At 69.3% G+C, this 20,769-nt stretch carries 14 protein-coding genes; 7 read left to right on the top strand and 7 right to left on the bottom strand.

What is annotated here, in order from left to right; all coding sequences use genetic code 11:
- Positions 1-19 precede the first annotated feature (19 nt).
- The gene (locus GSI01S_RS03670; protein WP_006895045.1) at positions 20-730 is read left to right on the top strand and encodes a CPBP family intramembrane glutamic endopeptidase; all 711 of its coding nucleotides are present in this window, start codon (positions 20-22) and stop codon (positions 728-730) included.
- A gap of 10 nt (positions 731-740) precedes the next feature.
- Here the strand turns inward: GSI01S_RS03670 and GSI01S_RS03675 are convergent, their stop codons facing one another.
- Both GSI01S_RS03675 and GSI01S_RS03680 read right to left on the bottom strand, forming a co-directional pair.
- A complete protein-coding gene (locus tag GSI01S_RS03675; RefSeq protein WP_006895046.1) occupies positions 741-2,672 on the bottom strand; it encodes a serine/threonine-protein kinase in 1,932 nt (643 codons plus the stop codon).
- A gap of 14 nt (positions 2,673-2,686) precedes the next feature.
- A complete protein-coding gene (locus tag GSI01S_RS03680; protein ID WP_006895047.1) occupies positions 2,687-3,340 on the bottom strand; it encodes a phosphatase PAP2 family protein in 654 nt (217 codons plus the stop codon).
- Between the two features lie 177 nt (positions 3,341-3,517).
- Between GSI01S_RS03680 and GSI01S_RS03685 the strand changes: the two genes are divergently transcribed.
- From GSI01S_RS03685 to GSI01S_RS20035, 5 genes are all read left to right on the top strand, one after another.
- Positions 3,518-4,561 (top strand): phosphotriesterase family protein, encoded by a 1,044-nt coding sequence (locus tag GSI01S_RS03685; RefSeq protein WP_006895048.1) that lies wholly within the window; start codon positions 3,518-3,520, stop codon positions 4,559-4,561.
- A 9-nt stretch (positions 4,562-4,570) separates the two neighbouring features.
- A complete protein-coding gene (locus GSI01S_RS03690; protein ID WP_006895049.1) occupies positions 4,571-5,032 on the top strand; it encodes a Fur family transcriptional regulator in 462 nt (153 codons plus the stop codon).
- Positions 5,033-5,070: 38 nt separating this feature from the next.
- On the top strand, positions 5,071-7,272 hold the full coding sequence (gene katG / locus GSI01S_RS03695; RefSeq protein ID WP_006895050.1) for a catalase/peroxidase HPI: 2,202 nt from the start codon (positions 5,071-5,073) through the stop codon (positions 7,270-7,272).
- Positions 7,273-7,409: 137 nt separating this feature from the next.
- Positions 7,410-8,441, top strand: a complete 1,032-nt coding sequence (locus tag GSI01S_RS03700; RefSeq protein ID WP_006895052.1) for an LLM class F420-dependent oxidoreductase — start codon at positions 7,410-7,412, stop codon at positions 8,439-8,441.
- 121 nt (positions 8,442-8,562) lie between these two features.
- A complete protein-coding gene (locus GSI01S_RS20035; RefSeq protein WP_156150511.1) occupies positions 8,563-8,706 on the top strand; it encodes a hypothetical protein in 144 nt (47 codons plus the stop codon).
- A gap of 127 nt (positions 8,707-8,833) precedes the next feature.
- On the opposite strand, the gene GSI01S_RS03705 is transcribed toward GSI01S_RS20035, so the two are convergent.
- Positions 8,834-9,304, bottom strand: coding sequence for a nitroreductase family deazaflavin-dependent oxidoreductase (locus tag GSI01S_RS03705; RefSeq protein ID WP_006895053.1), 471 nt, complete (start codon positions 9,302-9,304; stop codon positions 8,834-8,836).
- A 4-nt stretch (positions 9,305-9,308) separates the two neighbouring features.
- The gene (htpG, locus tag GSI01S_RS03710; protein WP_039866851.1) at positions 9,309-11,249 is read right to left on the bottom strand and encodes a molecular chaperone HtpG; all 1,941 of its coding nucleotides are present in this window, start codon (positions 11,247-11,249) and stop codon (positions 9,309-9,311) included.
- A gap of 50 nt (positions 11,250-11,299) precedes the next feature.
- Between htpG and GSI01S_RS03715 the strand changes: the two genes are divergently transcribed.
- Positions 11,300-12,064: a PIG-L family deacetylase gene (locus GSI01S_RS03715; protein ID WP_006895056.1), complete on the top strand. Its 765-nt coding sequence runs from the start codon at positions 11,300-11,302 to the stop codon at positions 12,062-12,064.
- Between the two features lie 8 nt (positions 12,065-12,072).
- Here the strand turns inward: GSI01S_RS03715 and recD are convergent, their stop codons facing one another.
- The 3 genes from recD to recC are packed head-to-tail and all read right to left on the bottom strand — an operon-like array spanning position 12,073 to position 20,710.
- Positions 12,073-13,968 (bottom strand): exodeoxyribonuclease V subunit alpha, encoded by a 1,896-nt coding sequence (gene recD, locus GSI01S_RS03720; protein ID WP_006895057.1) that lies wholly within the window; start codon positions 13,966-13,968, stop codon positions 12,073-12,075.
- Positions 13,965-17,333 (bottom strand): UvrD-helicase domain-containing protein, encoded by a 3,369-nt coding sequence (locus GSI01S_RS03725; RefSeq protein ID WP_006895058.1) that lies wholly within the window; start codon positions 17,331-17,333, stop codon positions 13,965-13,967. The genes recD and GSI01S_RS03725 overlap by 4 nt, the downstream gene beginning before the upstream one ends.
- Positions 17,330-20,710, bottom strand: coding sequence for an exodeoxyribonuclease V subunit gamma (gene recC, locus GSI01S_RS03730; protein ID WP_006895059.1), 3,381 nt, complete (start codon positions 20,708-20,710; stop codon positions 17,330-17,332). Before recC ends, GSI01S_RS03725 begins: the two co-directional genes overlap by 4 nt.
- Positions 20,711-20,769 lie beyond the last annotated feature (59 nt).

Below are 20,769 nucleotides of genomic sequence, written 5' to 3' on the forward strand. Positions count from 1 at the left end.
TCGTCAGACCGGAGGCCGAGTGAGCCAGGCGCGCAACCATCGAGACTGGGCGATCGTCGGCGTCGTGGTCGCGGCATTGATCACGGTCAACGCCCTGGCGCATTTCGCCGGGCATTGGCCGGGGCTCCTCGCGGTTCCGGTGGGCGCGGTCGCGGTGGTGCTCCTCGCGCGGATGCGGGGCCTGGCGTGGTCGGAGATGGGCATCAGCTCCTCGGAGCTGAAGTACGGGTTCCGGTGGTCGGCGATCGTCGTGGTCGCGGTCGTCGTGGTGGTCGGTGCCGGCGTCGCCATCCCCTGGACCCGGACGTTCTTCCTGAACGACCGCTACTCGTCCGCGCGTGACGCGCTGCTCGCCGCTCTTGTGTGGATTCCCGTGCAGACCGTGCTTCCCGAGGAACTGTTGTTCCGCGGTGTGCTGCAGGGATCGTTGCGGCGAGTGATGAGCCGGCGGCTCACTCTGATCGCCGGTGCGGCCCTGTTCGGTTTGTGGCACATCGCCTCGTCGCTCGGACTCTCGGCGGGGAACGCCGGTGTCACCGATGCGATCGGCGCCGGCGTCGGAGCCGCCGTCGCCGGCGTGGTCGGCGCGGTGGTCGCGACCTCCGCGGCCGGATGGATCCTCGGCTGGCTGCGCTTCCGAACGGCCAATCTGCTCGCCCCGATCGTCCTGCACTGGACTCTCAACGCCTCGGGTGCGCTCGGCGCCGCCCTGGCCTGGCAGCTGCTCTGACTCGCGCCGATCAATTCCCGGTCTGCACGCGGAGATTCACGATCGCCTTGTCGACTTCGGCCCTGGTGGTCGCATCGTTGATCGGACTCACTCCGAAGGCGAAGGTCATCGGAGAACTGTTCACGACGACCACCGTGACATCGTCACCGAGCACACCGGAGCGCTGATTGCGGACGTCGATGCGAGCCCGGATCAGCGTGTACTCGGTGATCTTGTTGTCGAGCCGGTCGTTGCGCACGTCCTCGATCCGGGCCGGTGAGGCGTCGACTCCCGAGTACCCCGAACTCGACGACAGACACTCCACCAGTTTCCTGGCGATGGGCTCCGTGCGATCGCGGAAGGATGCGGGCAGCGTGCCGACGGCGATCTGCGCCATCCACCCCGACGTGCCGGCCGGGCGTGAGGCTTTGATGCCGTTGGCCGTCACCGCGAACGGGATCTGCGAGATGTTGTCGGGATCCCAGCCGCTGACCGGAAGGTCGTTCGACGGAATGGAGATCGGTCCGGTCCCGACTCTGGACGCGGACGACGACTGCGTCGTGACCCCGCCCGCACACAGCGTCGGAACGCCGGCGACCACCGCGGGCCCGCCGGCAGTGGTCGAGGGAGCCGAGGTACTCACCGGCGACGACGTCGACTCGGGAGTGGACGGCACGGTAGATGTCCCGGCCGCGGTGTCGGGACCGTCGTCGCCGCGGAAGACGAAGAATCCGGCGACCGCGATCGCCGCGAGGACGACCAGCACTACCGCCGCCACGATCACGGCTTTCCGCCTGCCGGTGTCCGTCGGCTCGGGCGGATACCCGGGCGCACCGTAGGGCTGCTGCCGGCCGAAGTCTCCGGGCGGCGGCCCGAAATGAGGTGGCTGTTGTGCCGGGGGCTGCGGTACCGGAGATTGCGGTACCGGGGGCGGGCCGAAGGCGCCGATTCGGGGACGCTGCGGGTAGGGCTGCGCCGGCGACGGGCCCTGCTGCGCCGGCGGCGACTGCGGCGCGAGGGGCGCGGTGGGCTGTGCCCCGCTGTGCGGTGGGGTCGGAGCCGGATTGATCATCGTCGGCGCGTACGCCGCCGGAGCCTGCGGCGTCGCCGCCTGCGGTGTGAAGCCCGGTCTGCGCAGCGCCCCGTCCAATTCGTCTGCGAACTCTCGGCACGTCCGGTACCTGCGGGCGGGGTCCTTGTCCATCGCCCGTGCGAGGACCAGGTCGACGGCGGGTGCCAGAGTGGGCAGAACCGCGGTGGCGCTCGGGGCCGGAGCATGGAGATGAGCGTTGATGATGTCGGTCGGTTTCGCGAGCGGGAACGGCGCTCGGCCGGTCAGGAGCCGGAATGCGGTACAGGCGAGCGCGTATTGGTCGGTGCGTCCGTCGAGTGCGGCCCCGCGCAACTGCTCCGGTGAGCAGTACTGGATCGACCCCACCGTCAGGTTCGCCGCTGTCAGCGCGGTGTCGCTTGTGGTGGTGCGAGCGATTCCGAAGTCGGTGAGATACACCTTGCGGTGCGCCGCGGTCGAGTCGTCCACCAGAATGTTCGCGGGCTTGACGTCGCGGTGCAGCATTCCCCGCGAGTGCGCGTAGTCGAGAGCGTCCGCGACGGCGCCGATCATCTCGCAGACCGTCGCCGGGTCGAGCGGTCCCGACTGCTGGAGCAGGGCGTCGCCGTCCGCCCCGGGGACGTACTTCATCGCGATCCAGAGCTGCCCCTCGAACTCACCGCGGTCGTACACGCTCACGATGCCCGGGTGATCGAGTTGGGACGCCAGATCGGCCTCACGGATGAACCGGGCCCGATAGGTGGGGTCACCGGTCAGCTCGGCGGGCAGCACCTTGAGCGCATCTTCCCGGGGGAGCCGCGGATGTGCGACCAGGTACACCTCCCCCATGCCGCCGACCCCGAGTCTTCGCTCGATCAAGTAGTTGGCGAAGTACTGGCCCGGGCTCAACATGGGAACAGCCTAGGTCATGACCTCGCATGCAGCGGCGCATGCCGCAGCACGGCGTGCACCAGCGGCGGAACGATCAGCGCGGCGGCTGCCCCGACCAGAATGCCTGCGGTCACATCGGTGATCCAATGCATTCCGAGGTAGAGCCGGGATGCGGCGGCCGCGAGCGCCACGGCCAGCGCTCCGCACGCCGCGACGACTCTGGTCGCGGCGGACGCCGACGCCGCGGTGACCGCGACCAGCCCGAACGCGAGCGCCGCGGTGCCGGTGGTGTGTCCGGACGGGAACGACCCAGCGGTCTCGTGGGCCTCGAGTTGCCAGGCGACCGGAGGCCGGGTCCGATGCACCGCGATCTTGAACACCTCCGCGACGGCGGCCGCGGCCACGACCGTCGAGAGCAGGGCCGCGGCTCGCTCGACGCCGCCGTCTCGGCGCCACAGGACCATCGCGGCCACCGCGCCGAGCACGATGGTTCCGACAGGGCTGAGAACGGTGGAGAGAAACACGGCGACGCCGGTCGCGGTTCCGGAACGCTGTGCGAGCGTCCACTCCCACACGCTCCGGTCGGCGGCGAGCGGGCCGTGGACGTCGTAGACGACCGCACCGAGAGCGGCGGTCGTGAGCAGCAGTAGGACTCCGACGGTCATCGAGGGCTTCGGCATACTGACCATCTTCGGCTCCGCTCACTGAGCAGACGCTGAGAAGTCCGCAGGTCGGGGCCCGATCTGCGAACCATGAGCAGTGCGGTGGGACGGCTTCTGCGGTTACGGCGCCAAGGCGCGTCTCCTGCGGCTAGGTTGGCAATGATCGCGGGCGCCGCTACGGTGCCCATTTCTGTGAGAGGCGCCATGGAGAGCATCGAAACCGCGGCCGGTCCGATCGACGCGGACCGCCTGGGCAACGTGCTCTCCCACGAACACATCTTCGTCGTGAACGACGACTACCGCGTCAACTTCCTGCCGGATTGGGACGAGCAGGCCCAGATCGATGCGGCGGTCGCCACGCTGACCCGACTCAAGGCCTCGGGCATCGACACACTGATGGATGTCTCGGTGCCCGGGCTCGGCCGCAACGTGGAGCGGATCGCCGCCGTAGCCGACCGCGTGGACCTCAACATCGTGCTGGCCACCGGCCTGTACACCTATCACGATCTGCCTTTTCAGTTCCATTACACCGGACCCGGACTCGGTTTCGACGCGCCGGACCCGCTCGAGCGCCGGTTCGTCCGTGACCTGACAGTCGGCATCGGCCGCAGCGCGATCAGGGCCGGGTTCCTTTACTGCGCGATCGAATCCGAGGGATTGAGCACGGGCGTCGAGCGCGTGATGCGGGCCGTGGGACGGGCGGCTGTCGAGACAGGCGCGCCGGTGGTGGTTCACACGAACCCGCACACCGCATCCGGACTGGTGGCCCAGCGGGTCCTGGCCGAAGAGGGCGTCGATCTGAGCCGGGTCCGGATGTCGCATTGCGGTGACACCACGGATCTGGACTACCTCATGAGGCTGGCCGATGCCGGCTCGCTGCTCGGACTCGATCGATTCGGCGTCGACGTCCTCCTGCCGTACGCCGACCGTATGCGCACGCTTCTCGCTCTGATCGAGCGCGGGTACTCAGACCGGATCATGCTGTCGCAGGACGCCTTCTGCTTCAGTGACTGGTTCGAACCTGCGAGCCTGGCCGAGGCCGCGCCGGACTGGGACTACTTCCAGGTGACCGGACGCGTGATTCCAGATCTTCTCGCCGCCGGCGTGAGCCGCGAGGTCATCGACACGATGATGCGTGCCGTCCCTCGGGCCTTTCTGACCAGGTCGGCGGGCTCGTCCGTGTCGAGTGACGCCGTCATCACCGTGGCAGATTTCGAGAAAACTGGATTTAGTCCAGAAAAGCCGTAGAGTGGGCGCATGGCCACCGACTACTCCACCGTCATCCGGCGATCCGGGCTGAGAGTCACCCGGCCCAGACTGGCCGTGTTGGCGGCCGTGGACGCGCATCCGCATGCCGAGACCGAGACCGTTCTGACGACGGTTCGCGAAGAACTGCCCGGCGTCTCGCGGCAAGCGGTGTACGACGTCCTCCACGCGTTGACCGACGCCGGCCTGATCCGGCGGATCCAGCCGTCGGGACACGTCTGGCTCTACGAGACGCGGATCGCGGACAACCATCACCACCTGGTCTGCCGGGTATGCGGAGACGTCCGCGACGTCGACTGCGCGGTCGGTGAAGCCCCGTGTCTGCAGGCGGCCACCGACCACGGCTTCCAGATCGACGAGGCCGAGGTCATCTACTGGGGCGTCTGCCCCGACTGTCTCGCCGCCGAGGACGTTCCGGGCGACTCCGGTCGTCCTGACAGTTCAGCTCACTGATCGCCACCCCGGAGTTTCACCCACCGAAAGGAACCGCAGTGTCCGACCCACAGCCCGTTCAGAACGCATCAGGATGTCCGGTCCACGCGGCCGCGATGGCAGCCCCTGCCGAAGGCGGCGGCAACCGTGACTGGTGGCCGAAGCAGTTGAATCTCAAGCTCCTCGCCGAGAACCCGGCCGAGGGCGACCCGATGGGCGCCGACTTCGACTACGCCGCGGCCTTCGAATCCCTCGACCTCACCGCGGTCCGCCGCGACATCGAGGCGCTCATGCGCGATTCGAAGGCATGGTGGCCCGCCGACTACGGCCACTACGGCCCGCTGTTCATCCGGATGGCCTGGCATTCGGCCGGCACATACCGCGTCGCCGACGGTCGCGGCGGCGCCGGCCACGGCATGCAGCGGTTCGCGCCCCTCAACAGTTGGCCCGACAACGCGGGCCTCGACAAAGCACGCCGACTGCTGTGGCCGATCAAGAAGAAGTACGGCTCCGCGCTGTCGTGGGGCGACCTCATCATCTTCGCCGGCAACGTGGCCCTCGAATCGATGGGCTTCAAGACCTTCGGGTTCGCCGGTGGCCGCACCGAGAAGTGGGAACCGGAGGAGATCTACTGGGGACCGGAGACCACCTGGCTCGACGACGAACGCTACACCGGCGACCGCGACCTCGAGAATCCGCTCGCCGCCGTCCAGATGGGCCTCATCTACGTCAATCCCGAAGGCCCCAACGGGAATCCGGATCCGCTCAAGGCCGCCGTCGACATCCGCGAGACCTTCGGCCGGATGGCGATGAACGACGAGGAGACGGTCGCCCTGATCGCCGGCGGTCACACTTTCGGGAAGACGCACGGCGCGGGTCCGGCCGACCATGTCGGACCGCTGCCCGAGGACGCTCCGATGGAGAACATGGGGCTGGGCTGGAAGAGCACCTACGGCACCGGCTCGGGTGCCGACGCCATCAGCTCCGGGCTCGAGGGAGCGTGGAACAGCACGCCGATCACCTGGGACAACAACTTCTTCTGGACCCTCTTCGGCTACGAGTGGGAGACGTACACCGGTCCGGGCGGAGCCATCCAGTGGCGGCCCAAGGACAACGCCGGTTCCACCAGCGTCCCCGACCCGCAGGATCCCGACAAGCGGCATCAGCCCATGATGCTGACCACCGACATCGCCCTGCGCGAGGACCCGGTGTACGGCAAGATCTCGCGCCGCTTCCTGGAGAACCCGAACGAGTTCGCCGACGCCTTCGCACGCGCGTGGTTCAAGTTGACGCACCGGGACATGGGCCCGCTTCCCCGTTACCTCGGCGACGAGGTCCCGTCGGAGACCCTGGTCTGGCAGGACCCGGTCCCCGTAGCGGACTACGAGCAGATCGACGACGCCGACGCCCAGGCACTCAAGGAGCGGATCCTCGATTCGGGCCTGACCGTGTCTCAGCTGGTCAAGACGGCGTGGGCGGCTGCGGCGTCGTTCCGCGGCAGCGACAAGCGCGGCGGCGCCAACGGCGGTCGTCTCCGTCTCGAGCCGCAGCGCCACTGGACCGTCAATGAGCCCGCCGAGCTCGACGAAGTGCTCCCCGTCCTGGAGGGGATCGCCCAGGAGTTCAACGCCGGGTCCGGCGTCAAGCAGGTCTCGGTGGCGGACGTGATCGTCCTCGGCGGGGCCGCGGCGATCGAGAAGGCCGCGGGTGCGGCCGGCCACACGGTTCAGGTGCCGGTCTCACTCGGCCGCACCGACGCCACGCAGGAGAACACCGACGTCGAGTCGTTCAAGGTGATGGAGCCCCGCTGGGATGGTTTCCGCAACTACCTCGCCGCCGACGCGCCGATCCCGGCGGAGTACCTGCTGGTCGACCGCGCGCAGCTGCTTCAGCTCAGCGCCCCGCAGATGGCGGTGCTGGTCGGCGGTCTGCGTGTGCTCGGCGCCAATCACGGACGATCGCAGCACGGGGTGCTGACCGACCGTCCCGAGACGTTGACGAACGACTTCTTCGTCAACATCCTCGATATGGAGACAGAGTGGAGCGACGCCGGCGACGGCACTTTCGTCGGCGCCGACCTCGCCACCGGAGAGACGAGGTGGACGGCCACGCGCGCCGACCTCGTCTTCGGAGCCAACGCCCAGCTCCGGGCGCTGGCCGAGGTGTACGGGGCCGACGACGCCGAAGCCAAGTTCGTCGACGACTTCGTCGCCGCGTGGACGCAGGTGATGGACGCGGACCGGTTCGACCTGCACCGCTGACCGACTGACCAGGCCGAGATCCGTCGGGTCAGCGGCGTCCGAGGGTGATCCGCCCTCCGGCACCGCTGCCCCGACGGATCTCAGTTCAGCCCCCCGATGGCGGGCCTCGCCCGCGACTGCCCCGTTAGCCTCGAGGGATGAAACTCGGTCTGCAACTCGGATACTGGGGCGCCCAGCCGCCCACGAACCACCGCGAACTCGTTCAGGCCGCCGAACGGGCGGGCTTCGACTCCGTCTATACGGCGGAGGCCTGGGGTTCGGACGCCTACACTCCCCTCGCCTGGTACGGGAGCGACACCGAACGCCTCAGACTCGGCACGTCCGTGCTTCAGCTGTCGGCCCGCACGCCCACCGCGTGTGCGATGGCGGCCCTGACTCTCGACCACCTCTCGGGCGGCAGGCACATCGTCGGTCTCGGCGTCTCCGGCCCGCAGGTGGTCGAGGGCTGGTACGGCCAGCGATTCGCGAAGCCGCTGGCACGCACCAGGGAGTACGTCGACATCATGCGCCAGGTGTGGGCGCGGGAGGCACCGGTGACCAGTCCCGGACCGCATTATCCGCTCCCGCTGTCCGACGAGTCGGCGACCGGCCTCGGAAAACCCCTGAAGTCGATCGTGCATCCGCTGCGCCGGGACATCCCGGTCCACCTCGGCGCGGAGGGCCCCAAGAACATCGCCCTGGCCGCCGAGATCGCCGACGGCTGGCTTCCGCTGTTCTTCACACCCCGGATGGCCGACCAGTACAACGCCTGGCTCGACGAGGGGTTCGCCCGACCCGGCGCCCGCCACACCCGCGAGACGTTCGAGATCGCCGCGGTGGCGCAGATCGTCCTCACCGACGACGTCGCCGCCTACTCCGCGATCAAGCCCTTCCTCGCGCTGTACATGGGCGGTATGGGCAGCGAGGACACCAACTTCCATGCGGAGGTCTACCGCCGAATGGGCTACGCCGAGGTAGTCGACGAGGTCACCGCGCTGTTCCGGTCCGGCCGCAAGGAGGAGGCCGCGGCGATCATCCCGGACGCGGTCGTGGACGATTCGGCGATCGTCGGCGACGAGGCCCACGTACGCGAACAGATGGCTGTCTGGGAGCGCGCCGGGGTCACCACGATGCTCGTCTCCCCCGGCACCGTGGCCGAGGTGGAACGCCTCGCCGCATTGCTCGACTGAGCCGTTGACCGCAACCTTGATTAGGTGAACGAAAGGTTAACGCGACCCGAATAACGCTTGACTTCACCTTGCGCGGAGGTTACAAAGGTATGGACTGCAAAGAACGAAGGAGGTCTCCACCATGCGAAACAGCACAGGTTCGACCTTTGCGTCCACCTTTCACGCGTACATTCGCCGGATCGCCGCGCGGATGAACCAGAGCGCCAACGAGCGCCTGAGCCTGCAACTCGGAAACTCTCCGGTCGCGGTGCTCGGCGTCGGCTGACGGCCCGAACAACACGAAACAGCAGTGGTCCCCGACGGAACGAATCCGTCGGGGACCACTGCTGTTTCGGAGGGTTGTGAACAAGTCGTCGTTCAGGAGCGGCCGGCGGACGGCCCGGCGACGACGGTCAGCTCACGCGGTGCAGGCGGAACAGCGGAATCACCCGGGTCGTGCGCTTCTCGTACAACGTGAAGTTCGGCCACACGCCGAGCAGCCGGTCCCACGCGGCGGCGCGCTCGACGCCGGAGAGCTCGGTCGCTGACATCCGCGTCGCCGCCCCGTGAACCTCGACGTCGAACGAATCGGCGGCCCGGATGTTGTAGACCCACGCAGGCGTCCGCGGTCCCCCGAAGTACGAGCCGGCGACGATCCAGTCCTCGCCGTCGGGCGCCGCGAGCACCGGCGTCGAGTGCAGCACTCCGCTCTTGCGGCCGCGCACCGTGATGGTGATCCCGGGCAGTCCGGCGATCCGCAGCAGATCCACTCGGCCGCGCGAGACCTTCTGAAGCACGGTGTCCGCCTTCACGATCCACGGGAGGTACCGCGGCAGCCAGGAGATCGACCCGATCAGGATCGCCAGCCGCGTGAGGATCCCCACCGGGTCAGCCGAGGTCTCTGGTGAGCGTGTCGGCCAACAGCCTCGCGACCTCCGCCGGATCGTCGAGATCTCCGCCCTCGGCGAGCACCGCCGTCGCGTACAGCAGCTTGGCGGTCGGTTCGAGAGCCGTGTGATCGTCGCCGTCCGCGTCGAACTTGCTCCGCAGGGCCGTGACGAGGGCGTTGTCCGGATTCAGCTCCAGGATCCGCTTCGACTTGGGCACCGGCTGGCCCGACGCCCGATACAGCTTCTCCAACTGCGGGGTCATCGAGAAAGTGTCCCCGACCAGGCACGCCGCCGACTCGGTCAGCCGCGAACTCAGCCGCGCCTCCGAGACGTCGTCCGCGAGCGTCTCGGCGAGCCAGGACAGCAGCGGTGCGAACTCCTCGTCGCGCTTCGACTTCTCCTCGCCGTCGGCGTCCGCGTCGGCGTCATCCAGGTCGACGACGCCCTTGGCCACCGACACCAGTTGCTTGCCTTCGAAGTCGAGACCGGAGGAGACCCAGACCTCGTCCACCGGATCGGACAGCAGCAGCACCTCGATGCCCTTCGCGCGGAAGGCCTCCAGGTGCGGCGACCGCTCGATCTGCGTCCGCGACTCGCCGGTCATGTAGTAGATCACGTCCTGATCGGGCTTGCACCGCGAGAGGTAGTCGACCAGTGTGGTCGGCTCGGTCTCACTGTGGGTGGACCCGAACACCGACGCCTTGAGGATCGCCTTCGCGTTGTCGTGGTCGTTGATCAGACCTTCCTTGAAGACGCGGCCGAAATTGCTCCAGAAGGTCTGGTAGTCCTCCGGACGACGGTCCTGCAGTTCCTGGACCGACGAGATGACCTTCTTCACCAGACGTCGCCGGATGGCGCGGATCTGACGGTCCTGCTGCAGAATCTCGCGCGAGACGTTCAGCGACAGATCCGCGGCGTCGACCACGCCCTGGACGAACCGCAGATACTCGGGCATCAACTCGGCGGCGTCGTCCATGATGAACACGCGCTTGACATACAGGTGGATGCCGCTGGTGCGCTCGCGCATGAACAGATCGAACGGCGCCTGCGACGGGATGAAGAGCAGGGCCTGGTACTCGAACGTGCCCTCGGCGTGCAGCGAGATGGTCTCGAGGGGCTCGTCCCAGGCGTGCGAGATGTGACGGTAGAACTCGGCGTACTCCTCCTCGGACACCTCGCCGGGCGACTTCGCCCACAGCGCCTTCTGCGAGTTCAGGGTCTCGTCGACCTCTTCGGTCGTGGGCTCGCCGCCTTCCTCGGCGGCAGGCACCTGCTTGGTCACCCGCATGCGGATCGGCCAGGAGATGAAGTCGGAGTACTTCTTGACCAGAGCGCGCAGCACGTTCTGGTCGGCGTAGTCGTGGACCGCGTTCTCCTCGTCGACGGCCTTGAGGGTGAGGGTGATCGACGTGCCCTGCGGAGCGTCGGGGGCCTCGTCGAGGGTGTAGGTCCCGTCGCCGGTCGACTCCCAGCGCGTTCCGACGGTCTCGCCGGCCTTGCGCGTGACCAGTTCGACGCGATCGGCGACCATGAACACCGAGTAGAAGCCGATGCCGAACTGGCCGATCAGTTCCCCGGCGTCCTTGGCGTCGGTCTCGGCGAGCTTCCGGCGCAGTTCATCGGTGCCCGACTTCGCCACGGTTCCGATCAGGTCGACGACCTCCTCGCGCGACATGCCGATGCCGTTGTCGGACACGGTCAGCGTCCGAGCGGAGGCGTCCGGGGTCAGCCGGATGTGCAGATCGGAGATGTCGACGTCGAGGTCCTTGTCGCGCAAGCCTTCCAAGCGGAGCTTGTCGACCGCGTCCGACGCGTTGGAGATCAGTTCGCGAAGAAAGCTGTCCTTGTTCGAATAGATCGAATGAACCATCAGATCCAGCAGTTGGCGTGCCTGGGCTTGGAACTCGTACACCTGCGAGGTCACCGCGTAACTCCTCATCGTTGAGCTGATTTCGCGCCGCTGAGTGTACCGGGGCGGCTGCGCGTACTGTGAAGGGCGTGTCTGGGGTTCCACGTGCTCTGTTCGTCCACGCTCATCCCGACGACGAGTCGTTGTGGACCGGCGGCACCATGGCACGACACGCCCGGCGCGGCGGCGAGGTCTCGCTGGTGACATGCACGTGGGTGCCCGGGACCGCGCGCCACGGCGAGTTGCTCGACGCCGCCCGCGAACTGGGACTGTCTCGCGAGCCCATCATGCTCGGCTACGCCGACAGTTTCGTCCCCGAGTCCGCGCCCGGCGCGACTCCGTTCGTCTCAGCGCCCTTCGACGAGCAGGTCGCGGCTCTGGTGGCACACATCCGGGAGATCAAGCCGCACATCCTCGTCACCTATGACGCCTACGGCATGTACGGCCACCCCGATCACATCCACGCCAACCGGCTCACGTGCGCCGCGGCCGACGCCGCGGCGATCGGCGCCTACCGCCCCGACGCGGGCGAGCCCTGGCAGGTCCGTTCGCTCTACTTCATCACCATTCCCGAGACCACCGTGACCACGTTGAAACCGCACCTCACCGAGGACTCGCATCTTCCCGTGTCCGGGACGCCCAGCGACCGGATCGACCTCGCCGTCGACGTCGACGACTGCCTCGGCAGCAAGATCCGCGCGATCGTCTCGCACAAGACGGAGATCGCGCGCAGCGCGTCGATGAAGGCCTTCGGAGCACTCCCCCGCGATCCGCAGCGACTGTTTCTGCAGTGGGAGTCGTATCTGCGGCGCGATCTCGTTCCGGGCGGAGCCGAGCTCGCCTGACTCCCGGCTCAGGCCGGCGACACGACCTCGACGAGATCGGTGCGCAGCCCTGACGCCCGCGCCACCCGGCGGCCGACGGCGGCGCGCAGGGATTCCGGTGTGCCGACGATGTTCACCTCGCGCTCGGCGCGGGTGATCGCCGTGTAGAGCAACTCCCGCGTCAGCAGTTCCGCGTCCGGGGGCGGGAGGATCACGGTGACCGTGCCGAACTGGCTGCCCTGACTCCGGTGAATGGTCATGGCGTAGACCGGAATCGCGTCGGCGAGCTGACTCGGGTGAAGCCGCTTGATCTCATGACCGCGTTCGAAGACCGCGGCGAGCCCGCCTGCATCGTCGATCACCACTCCGGAATCGCCGTTGTAGACGTCCTGCGTCCGGTCGTTCGCGGTCACCAGCAGCGGTTCGCCCGGATACCAGCGGCCCGTTCCGGCCGCACCGCCGAGGTCGTCGCTGATCCAGCCGATCACCCGTCTGGACCAGCCCGCGACCCCGTAGGGACCGTCCCGGTGCGCGCACAGCACGCGGTGCCCCCGGAGTGCCACCACGGCGCCGCGGGCGTCGCCGCTCCGCGCCGCCTCGCGCAGGCTCCGTGCCCAGCCCACGGCTTCGGTCCGCACCACGTCGGCGTCATCCGGATCGATCAGCCGGACCGGATGCTCCGACCGCGCGCCGTGGCCGATGAGCTCGATCACCCGGTCCGCGTCGCCGGCGTTGACCGCTTCGGCGACCTCGCCGATGCGGTCTCCGTAGCGGTGTCCGCGGCGCAGCGTGATGACGCCGCGCGCCAGTGCGGAGGTCTCCGCCGAATCGAAGTCGGCCGCCGCGAGATCGCACACAGCCGTGAACGCGTCCGGAAGCACGGCGCCGGCCCCGGCGGTCACATCCCGGTCGACGAGGTCAGCGAGAACCGCGCCCGCCTCCACCGACACCAGCTGGTGCGGATCGCCGACGAGGATGAGCCGGGTGTCGGCGCGCAGCGATTCGAGCAGACGGCACATCATCGTGACCGGGAGCATCGAGGTCTCGTCGACCACCACGACGTCGAAAGGCAGACGGTTGCCCGCCCCGCGGACGAACGTTCCGTCCGGCCGAGATCCGAGCAGGCGATGCACGGTCACCGCGGCGGGGTCACTCCGCAGGGTCTGGTGTTCGCGGCGGTACTCCCCGATCGCCGTCTGCAACTGGGCCGCGGCGCGTCCGGTGGGCGCGCACAGCCCGATCCGGAGGTCGCCGCCGAACAGCGTCTCCATCACGGCCAGGATGCGAGCGACCGTGTACGTCTTGCCGGTACCGGGACCGCCTGCGAGGACGGTGGTCCACGAGGTGGCCGCCAGCGCCGCGGCGGCACGCTGGCGGTCGTAGCCGCTCGTATCGCCGGCCCCGAACGCCGCATCGAGCGCCGCCGTCAGCGCGGCTGCGTCGACCGCGGGCCGGCTCGCGGCGCGTGCGTCGAGGATCTGCCGGATGCTCTGTTCCTGCCGGAAGAATTTGCGCAGATACAGCAGCGGGCCGTCGGCCGATTCGGCGAGGGCGAGCGGTCGCAGTGGGCCGGTGCCGCCGCCGATCACCAGCGGCGACGCGGCCAGCGCCGCACGCAGCGCGTCGGGTGCGGGCCACGGCAGCGGCGTCTGGTCGTCACCGGCCGCCGCGAGATCGGCGATCCTGTCCAGCTCGACGCAGGTGGAACCGGTCCGGACGGCACGGACCGCCAGCGCTGCGGCAAGGAGCACCTGCTCGTCGACGGGTCCGCCGCACAGCGCTGCGACGCGCCTGGCGACGTGCACATCGGCGGCGTTCAGCACACCCGCCGCGTTGAACGTCGTGAGCAGATCCGATCCCGAGGCCACACGCTGCGGCGCGCAGCGGTCCGACAGTGCTCCGGCGGTCGCGGACGGGTCGGTCATCGCCCCACTCCTTCCGTTCGGCCGGCGAGGAGCTCCGACATCTCGACGATCAGGGCGGGCGGCAGGTCCCATTGAAAGACGCCGCAGCCGGGCGGAGTCTGCGGACCGGCCATCCCGCGCACGAAGTGATACTGCACCGGACCCAGATGCCGTGCGGGGTCGTAGCCGGCGAGCCGCCAGCGCAGATAGCGGTGGAGTGCCACCGAATACAGCAGTGCCTGCAGCGGATAGTGCGCGGACATCATCTCCTCGGCCATCGCCTCGCCACCGAAGTCCTCGACCGCCAGATCCCCCGGACGCAGGCGGTTGGTCTTGTAGTCGACGACCACGAATCGGTTCTCGGCGGTCCGCAGCACCGAGTCGATGCTGCCGGTGAGATAGCCGGTGAAGGTCTCGTCGGAGACCGTCCGGACCATTTCCGCATACGGTGCCAGCGGATCGTCGCCCGGCAGATGCCGCGCGAGCAGATCTCCGACCTCCTCGAGGCCGAACCCGCCGGCGGTATCGGACAACGGCAGTTCGAAGTCCATCTCGGCCAGTCGCGCGCCGGGTTCGATGCTCCACAGATCGCCGAATCCCAGAGGTGTGGTGAGCACCCCGATCAGCGCGCGGGCGAGAACATCGACGTCGATCTCGACTCCCCGTGCCGCGGCGCCCTGCACGCACATCTGACGCACGTGCGCCGCCATATCCGGCTCCGCGGTGTCCACATGCTCGAGTACTTCGTGGACGAGGGTTCCGAATCCGGCGCCGAAGGGCAGCCCGTTCATCAGCGACGGTGGGCCCACGACTTCTCCGGACACCGCACCGGCCTCCGCCCGCGCGTCGTCGGGCTCGTCGGGCCGCAGCACGTCCTCGGGTTCGCTCCCCGCCTGAACCGGCGAGGCTGGTCCGGGCGTCTCGGCGTGGAATGCCGCGTGCGCCGCGGCCACGATGGCCGAATACGACGTTCGGCGCCACCGTTGATCGATGTTTCTCGTGAACCGTGCCACGCTCAGTTCCGGAGGCGTGCCCGCGTCGGACGGAGGGCGCCACTCGGTGCGGCCGCGGCGACCCGCCGGTTCCACGACGACCGAGGGGTTCCCGGCTGCGACGCCGCGCAGAGCGCCGACGCACTCGGTGTCCCCGGCCGGGATCGGCACGGTGTCCGGAATCGGCGACAGGTCGCCGGACCGTGCGGCCAGTCGACGCTCGTCGGCGGTGAAGAGCAGCCGGTGCAGGGCCCCGCGCGCGGTCGTCGTGCTCGGCGCCCACCACAGGACCACCTGGCTGCGGGCTCGGGTCGCGGCCACGTAGAGCAGTCGAAGATCCTCACCGGCGCCTTCGGAGCGGGACTGCCGATCGCGGCGCGCATAGCCGCGCGCCTGTTTCCCTCCGACGTCGAGATAGCGGCGATCGCCTTCGTGGAACAGGAAGGTGGCCGGATTCGGGTGGCTGGCGCCGTCCCAGCCGAACGGCACGTAGACGATCGGGAACTCGAGTCCCTTGCTCGCGTGGACCGTCATGATCTGGACGGCCTCGGTGTCGCGGTCGAGCCGTCGCGTCGCGTCACGCTGCTGTCCCCACTGCGAACCCTCGTCGATCTGTCGTCCGAGCCAGTCGACCAGCGTGGCGATCCCGGTCGACGACTCGGTGACATGCCGATTGCACAGTTCGGAGATCTGCAGCACGTCGGTGAGCAGACGCTCGCCTCCGTCGACGCCGAGCAATCGCTCCGCGGTGCCGAACTCGCCGAAGAGCCGTGCGGCCATCGCCGCGAACCCGCCGTCGGCGAAGACGCGACCGAGTTCGGCCAGCCGTCCCGACAGCGCGCCGACACCCGTGTCGCCCTGCCGTTCCAGCGTCTGGGCCGACAGTCCGAGGATCGGCGTCAGCGCGGCCAGACGCACGCGTGGCTGGCGGGACGGCGTATCGATGGCGGACAGGACGTACCACCAGTATCGGGCCGCGGGTGTGGCGAAGATGGAGGTGCCCGAGGTGACGACGGAGGCGATGCCCCGTTCGGCGAGGGCACGCTGCAGCGGTGCGATCGTGCGGTTGGCGCGGAGCAGAACAGCGATGTCGCCGGGTTCGACCGACCGGGCGCCGTAGCCGTCGTCGATGGTCACGTCGCCGCCCAGCACACCCGCGATGTCGTCGGCGACGTCGTCGGTGACGCGCTCGCGGACTTCGGCGACCAAGGGAGTGGTGCCGTCCTGCGTCGTGGTGGTGAAGTCGCCGCGCAGGAATCCGCGGATACGGACCGCGGGCGCGCCGTGGATCCGCGATCCGGAACGGCGCGCCCGAACCGGCTGATAGGCGATCTGTCGGTGACCGAGCGTCGCGCCCTCGAAGAGCGCGCCGAGCCCGTCCACCACCGCGGCGTCCGAACGCCAGTTCACGGTCAGCCGCTGCCGCTCGTCTGCCGCCTCGACCGCGTTCAGGTAGCTCAGCACCTCGGCGCCGCGGAAGGCGTAGATCGACTGCTTCGGATCGCCCACCAGCACCAGCGGCAGGTGATCGTGGAAGCATCGCCTGACGATCTCCCACTGCTGAGGATCGGTGTCCTGGAACTCGTCGATGAGCACGGCCGAGAACTGTGCGCGGATCCGGCGGCACGCCTCATCGCCGATCTCGGCGTCGGTGACGATCTCGAACAGCGCCTGCTGCAGATCGTCGTAAGTGCGGACCCTGGCCAGCCGCTTGCGCAGCGCCGTGTGTGCGCGCGCCTGCTGAGCGATCCACACTCGCAGGTCCGATTCCTCGGTCCGCTCGTCCTCCCGGTCGGGAGCCAGTGCCGCAGCGGGATCGCGGACCGCGGCGACGGCGATCTGCTCGGCTTCGGCGTACCCGGGCGCCGAGTCCGGGTCGCCGGCGAAACGCGCGAGGTAAGCGTCTCGCGCGAGCTCGGCGACCATGTCGTCGACGTTCTCGAGGATCGGGAACTGCTGCTGACGGCCACCGAGGAAGCCGAGGACCGAGAGCATTCGATTGCAGAAGGTGTGGGTGGTCGCCATCGTGGCGGCGTCGAAGTCCGACAGGGCGTCCGCGAGCCGTTGACGCCGCCGTGCGACCTCGTCGGCGTCCGCGTCGGCCAGGAAGGCGATCAGATCGTCGCCGGACGTGCGTGCGGTGGCCCGATCGTGCAGCGCGGCGACGCACTCGGTGAGACGAGAATGCGTCCGGTCCCGCAATTCGGCGGAGGCCGCGTTCGAGAACGTCGCCATGAGCAACTCCGACACCGGGACGCCGCCGGCGATGTAGCGCACGGCCAGCGCGACGATCGCGTAGGTCTTGCCGGTGCCCGCGCTGGCCTCGAGGACCAGCGTCCCGGTGGGCAGCGGTCCGGTGAGATCGAAGGCGGTGTCGCTTCCGAGTGCCGTCATCGGTCCTCCTCGTGCGCCAGGAGCGACCCGAACAGGGCCGCGGCGAGTCGGATGTACATGTCGGTCGCGTCGTCGCCGGGCAGCAGACCCGCCACGGACGACAGCGCCTCCGGCTGCGGCACCGCCGCGGCCATCGTCTCGAATCCGACCGCCGCGCCGGGATCCCCGTGGAAGACGAGCCCGGCGTACCGGTTCTGATCGCCGTACGACTTCTTGTACGCCCATTCGGCTCGACGCCGGGCCTTCGCCGGGTCGCCCGACCTGCCGAACTCCGACGCCGCGGCCACCGCGGCATCGAGGGTCAGGCCGATCGGCGCGGTCAGTCCCGCGTCACGGATGGCGACGAGCACCGCCAGCAGGTCCCCTGCGTCGTCAGGGGTGCGGATTCGACTCACCTTGGCCGACGGGTACCGACCGGAGGCACTGCCGACGACGACGGCTTCGGCGACGTCGCGGTCGGAACCGGCCCGGATCGCCAGCAACCGGATCCAGGCCGCGAGGCGATGCTTGGGCCCGAGCCGCGAATAGCTGACGGGCACCAGCCTGCCGGCGAAGACGTCTCCGACCGTCCCGTACACCCGGCGGCCGTCGGGCAGCACCACGCGGACGTCGACGGCGTCGGCGGAATCGTCACGATAGCCGTGTGCGGCAGTCGCCACCGCCTGCGCCTTGTCGCGGATGGGACCGAACTCTCTGGTTCCGAACGCGAAGGGCGGCAGACTGCCGCGCCGCAGTTCGGCTCCCTGCGCGGCGTGCGGATCCGCACCGCTGAGCAACGCGTCGAGGTAGCGGTTGCCCACGCCCCACCGTTCGAGACCGTCCAACTCCACGGCGAGTTCGTCCCGATGTTCGTCGGCCTGTTCGGGCAGCCCCACGCCGAGACGCTGCCGTGCATGACCCTCCACCGGTGCGGCCAGAAAGCTGATGAGCTCGTCGAGGTCGACGTCGGCATCGCCCGGCGCCCGCGGGAGTCTCTCATCGGCGATCACCGGCAGCGCGGGTCCCCGCTCGCGGCATCGGGTGAGTGCGCTCAGAGCACGGGCGCCCGGAAGCAGGGCCGCGTCGTAGCTGAAGGGCCCGGAACCGTCGTCGACGAAGTTCCGTTCGTCGAACGCGTGCAGGGTGTGCCGGTACAGCACCGGAACCGGACCGCCGACGCCGAGCCCGAGCACCCCGCGCAGGGCGTCGAGCAGCTCGGAGACCACCACCGCCGGCGGCGTCCGGGCACCGGTCAGCGCATCGGCGCCGGTGTAGAACACCAGCAGGTGCTCGGTCGCCGCACAGATCGCGTCGAGGAACACCTGGCGGTCCTCGTCGCGCACATTCCGTTCCCCCACCATCGGCGCGACCTGGAGGATGTCGTCGCCGTCGACGGCCCCGGCCCGCGGGTATTGACCGCTGTCCATGCCGAGCACCACGATCACCCGATGCGGCACCGAGCGCATCGGCACCATCGAGCACACGGTCAGCTCGCCGGTGCAGAAGTTCGATCGCGTCGGACGCGCGATGAGCAGCTGCGCCATCAGATCGCGCATGTCGGCGAGCTCGAGTTCGGACTCCGGGGTTCCCTCGGGAACCGAGAGCGCATCGGTGAGCATGCCGACGGCTTGCGCCCGCTGCCACTCGGTCTCGGAGTCGGTGTGGGTCAGCAGATCGGCGGCGTGGATCATCGTTCGCAGCCATTGACCGGAGGCATGGGGTTCGGACACGGTCTCGAGCAGTGTGGTCAGGCGCTCGGCGAACTCGGCGAATCTTCCGGCGAGATCGGTGTCCGTCGAATCGATTCCCGACAGTGGCAGAGCGGTGGCGAGCCACTCGTTCTCCGCTTCCTCGGCGACCACGCCCAGCAGGATGCGGTCGAGCCCGGTCCGCACGGTGCCCTGGGGGAAACCGCCGAGCCCGAATCGGCGCCGCTGGGTCTCGTCGACGCCCCACCGGATACCTGAGCGCTGGACCCAGCCGGTGATCGTGTCGACATCGTCGTCGGTGAAGCCGAACCGGCGGCGCACCGGCTCCGTCGCGGCCAGATCGAGCAGATCGCCGGCCCGGACCCGGCCCGCCGCGAGGTCGAGGACGCGGGCGAGCACGTCGAGCACCGCGTTCTGCGCACGGATGCCCCGATCGGCGAGCCGCACGCGCAGCGAGAAGGCCGGATGGTCGCCGACGCGGCTCGACTGCCCGAAGACCCCGCCGATCAGCGGTGCGTACGCCTCCACGTCGGGACACATGATGAGCACATCGCGCGGTTCCAGAGTCGGGTCGGCGTCGAACAGGTGCAGAAGCCGGTCGCGAAGCACCTCCACCTGGCGCTGCGGACCGTGGCAGGCGTGCACCTCGACGCTGCCGTCGGCACCGGGGTCGAGTCCCTCGCCCTCGGCCGGGCGCCCGGGATCGTCGCGCCTGATGCCGTCCTGAAGCGCACCCAGCAGTGTCGCGGGACGACGGTGTTCCGCGGAATGGTGGCGGGTGGCGCCGACCGCGGGCGCCAGCACCTCCTGGAGCTCCTGCACGTCCCGGGACAGGCTCGCCAGCAATGGGTGCCGCACGCGCACCGGTCGGCGTTCGGCGCGCAGCCGTCCACTCCGCTGCGGCCCCGCGGTCTGGACCGCCGACCACAGTTCGGGCGAGGGATGCGGAAGATACAAGCCCACCTCGCGCCGCTCCGACAGCGCCGCGAGCACGCTTCGCAGCGTCTGCGGGATCCGCGTGGCCCCGAACAACGAGAGCCGTTCGGGAAGGTCGACGGCGTCCGCGTCGGCGCGCAGACGGTCCACCACGACCGGCAGTTGCTCCGCCAGATGCGGATGCCCCACCTCCTCGCGGACCAGCCGCCACAGCCACGGCTGCCACCGCAGATGCTCGGCGAGTTCTCCTCCCGCACCGTCCGTGTCGGAGCCGGAGGCCCACTCGGCGATCATCGTCGGCCGCTGCCATCCGTACGAGGTGAACAGTGCGGCGATGGTCGACGCGGTCGAGAGCCGACGTCCGCGATCGGCGCGGGCGTCTCCGGTCCCGAGATGTGTGGCGAGAACGCGGAGCACGGGATCGTCGATGTGGCCGTCCACCACCCGCAGCACCGGCCATCGCAGACGATCGGCGAACCAGCTCTCGGCGGCCTCGGGATCGTCCGACACGCCGTCGAGCACCTGACGCAGCAGGAACGACGGCGAGTCGAAGGCGATGTTCGCGGCGATGCCGTCGCCGCCGCACGAGGTGCCGAGCCGCAGCGACAGCTGCTGCCGGAGCCAGCGTTCCACTCCGCGCTCGGGGACCGCGACGATCTCGGTCCGCATGGGATCGGCCAGCGGCCGGGACACGGTGTCGGCGAGCGCCTCCACGAGGCATCCCGCCTGCTCGGCGCGGTGCACGGTCAGCACTGGCGACTCTCCCCTCTGCTCAACTGGCGCTACCGGACTGCTCGGCCGTCTGGGACGGT

Origin of the sequence: Gordonia sihwensis NBRC 108236, from assembly GCF_000333035.1 — a bacterium.
Classification (GTDB): domain Bacteria; phylum Actinomycetota; class Actinomycetes; order Mycobacteriales; family Mycobacteriaceae; genus Gordonia; species Gordonia sihwensis.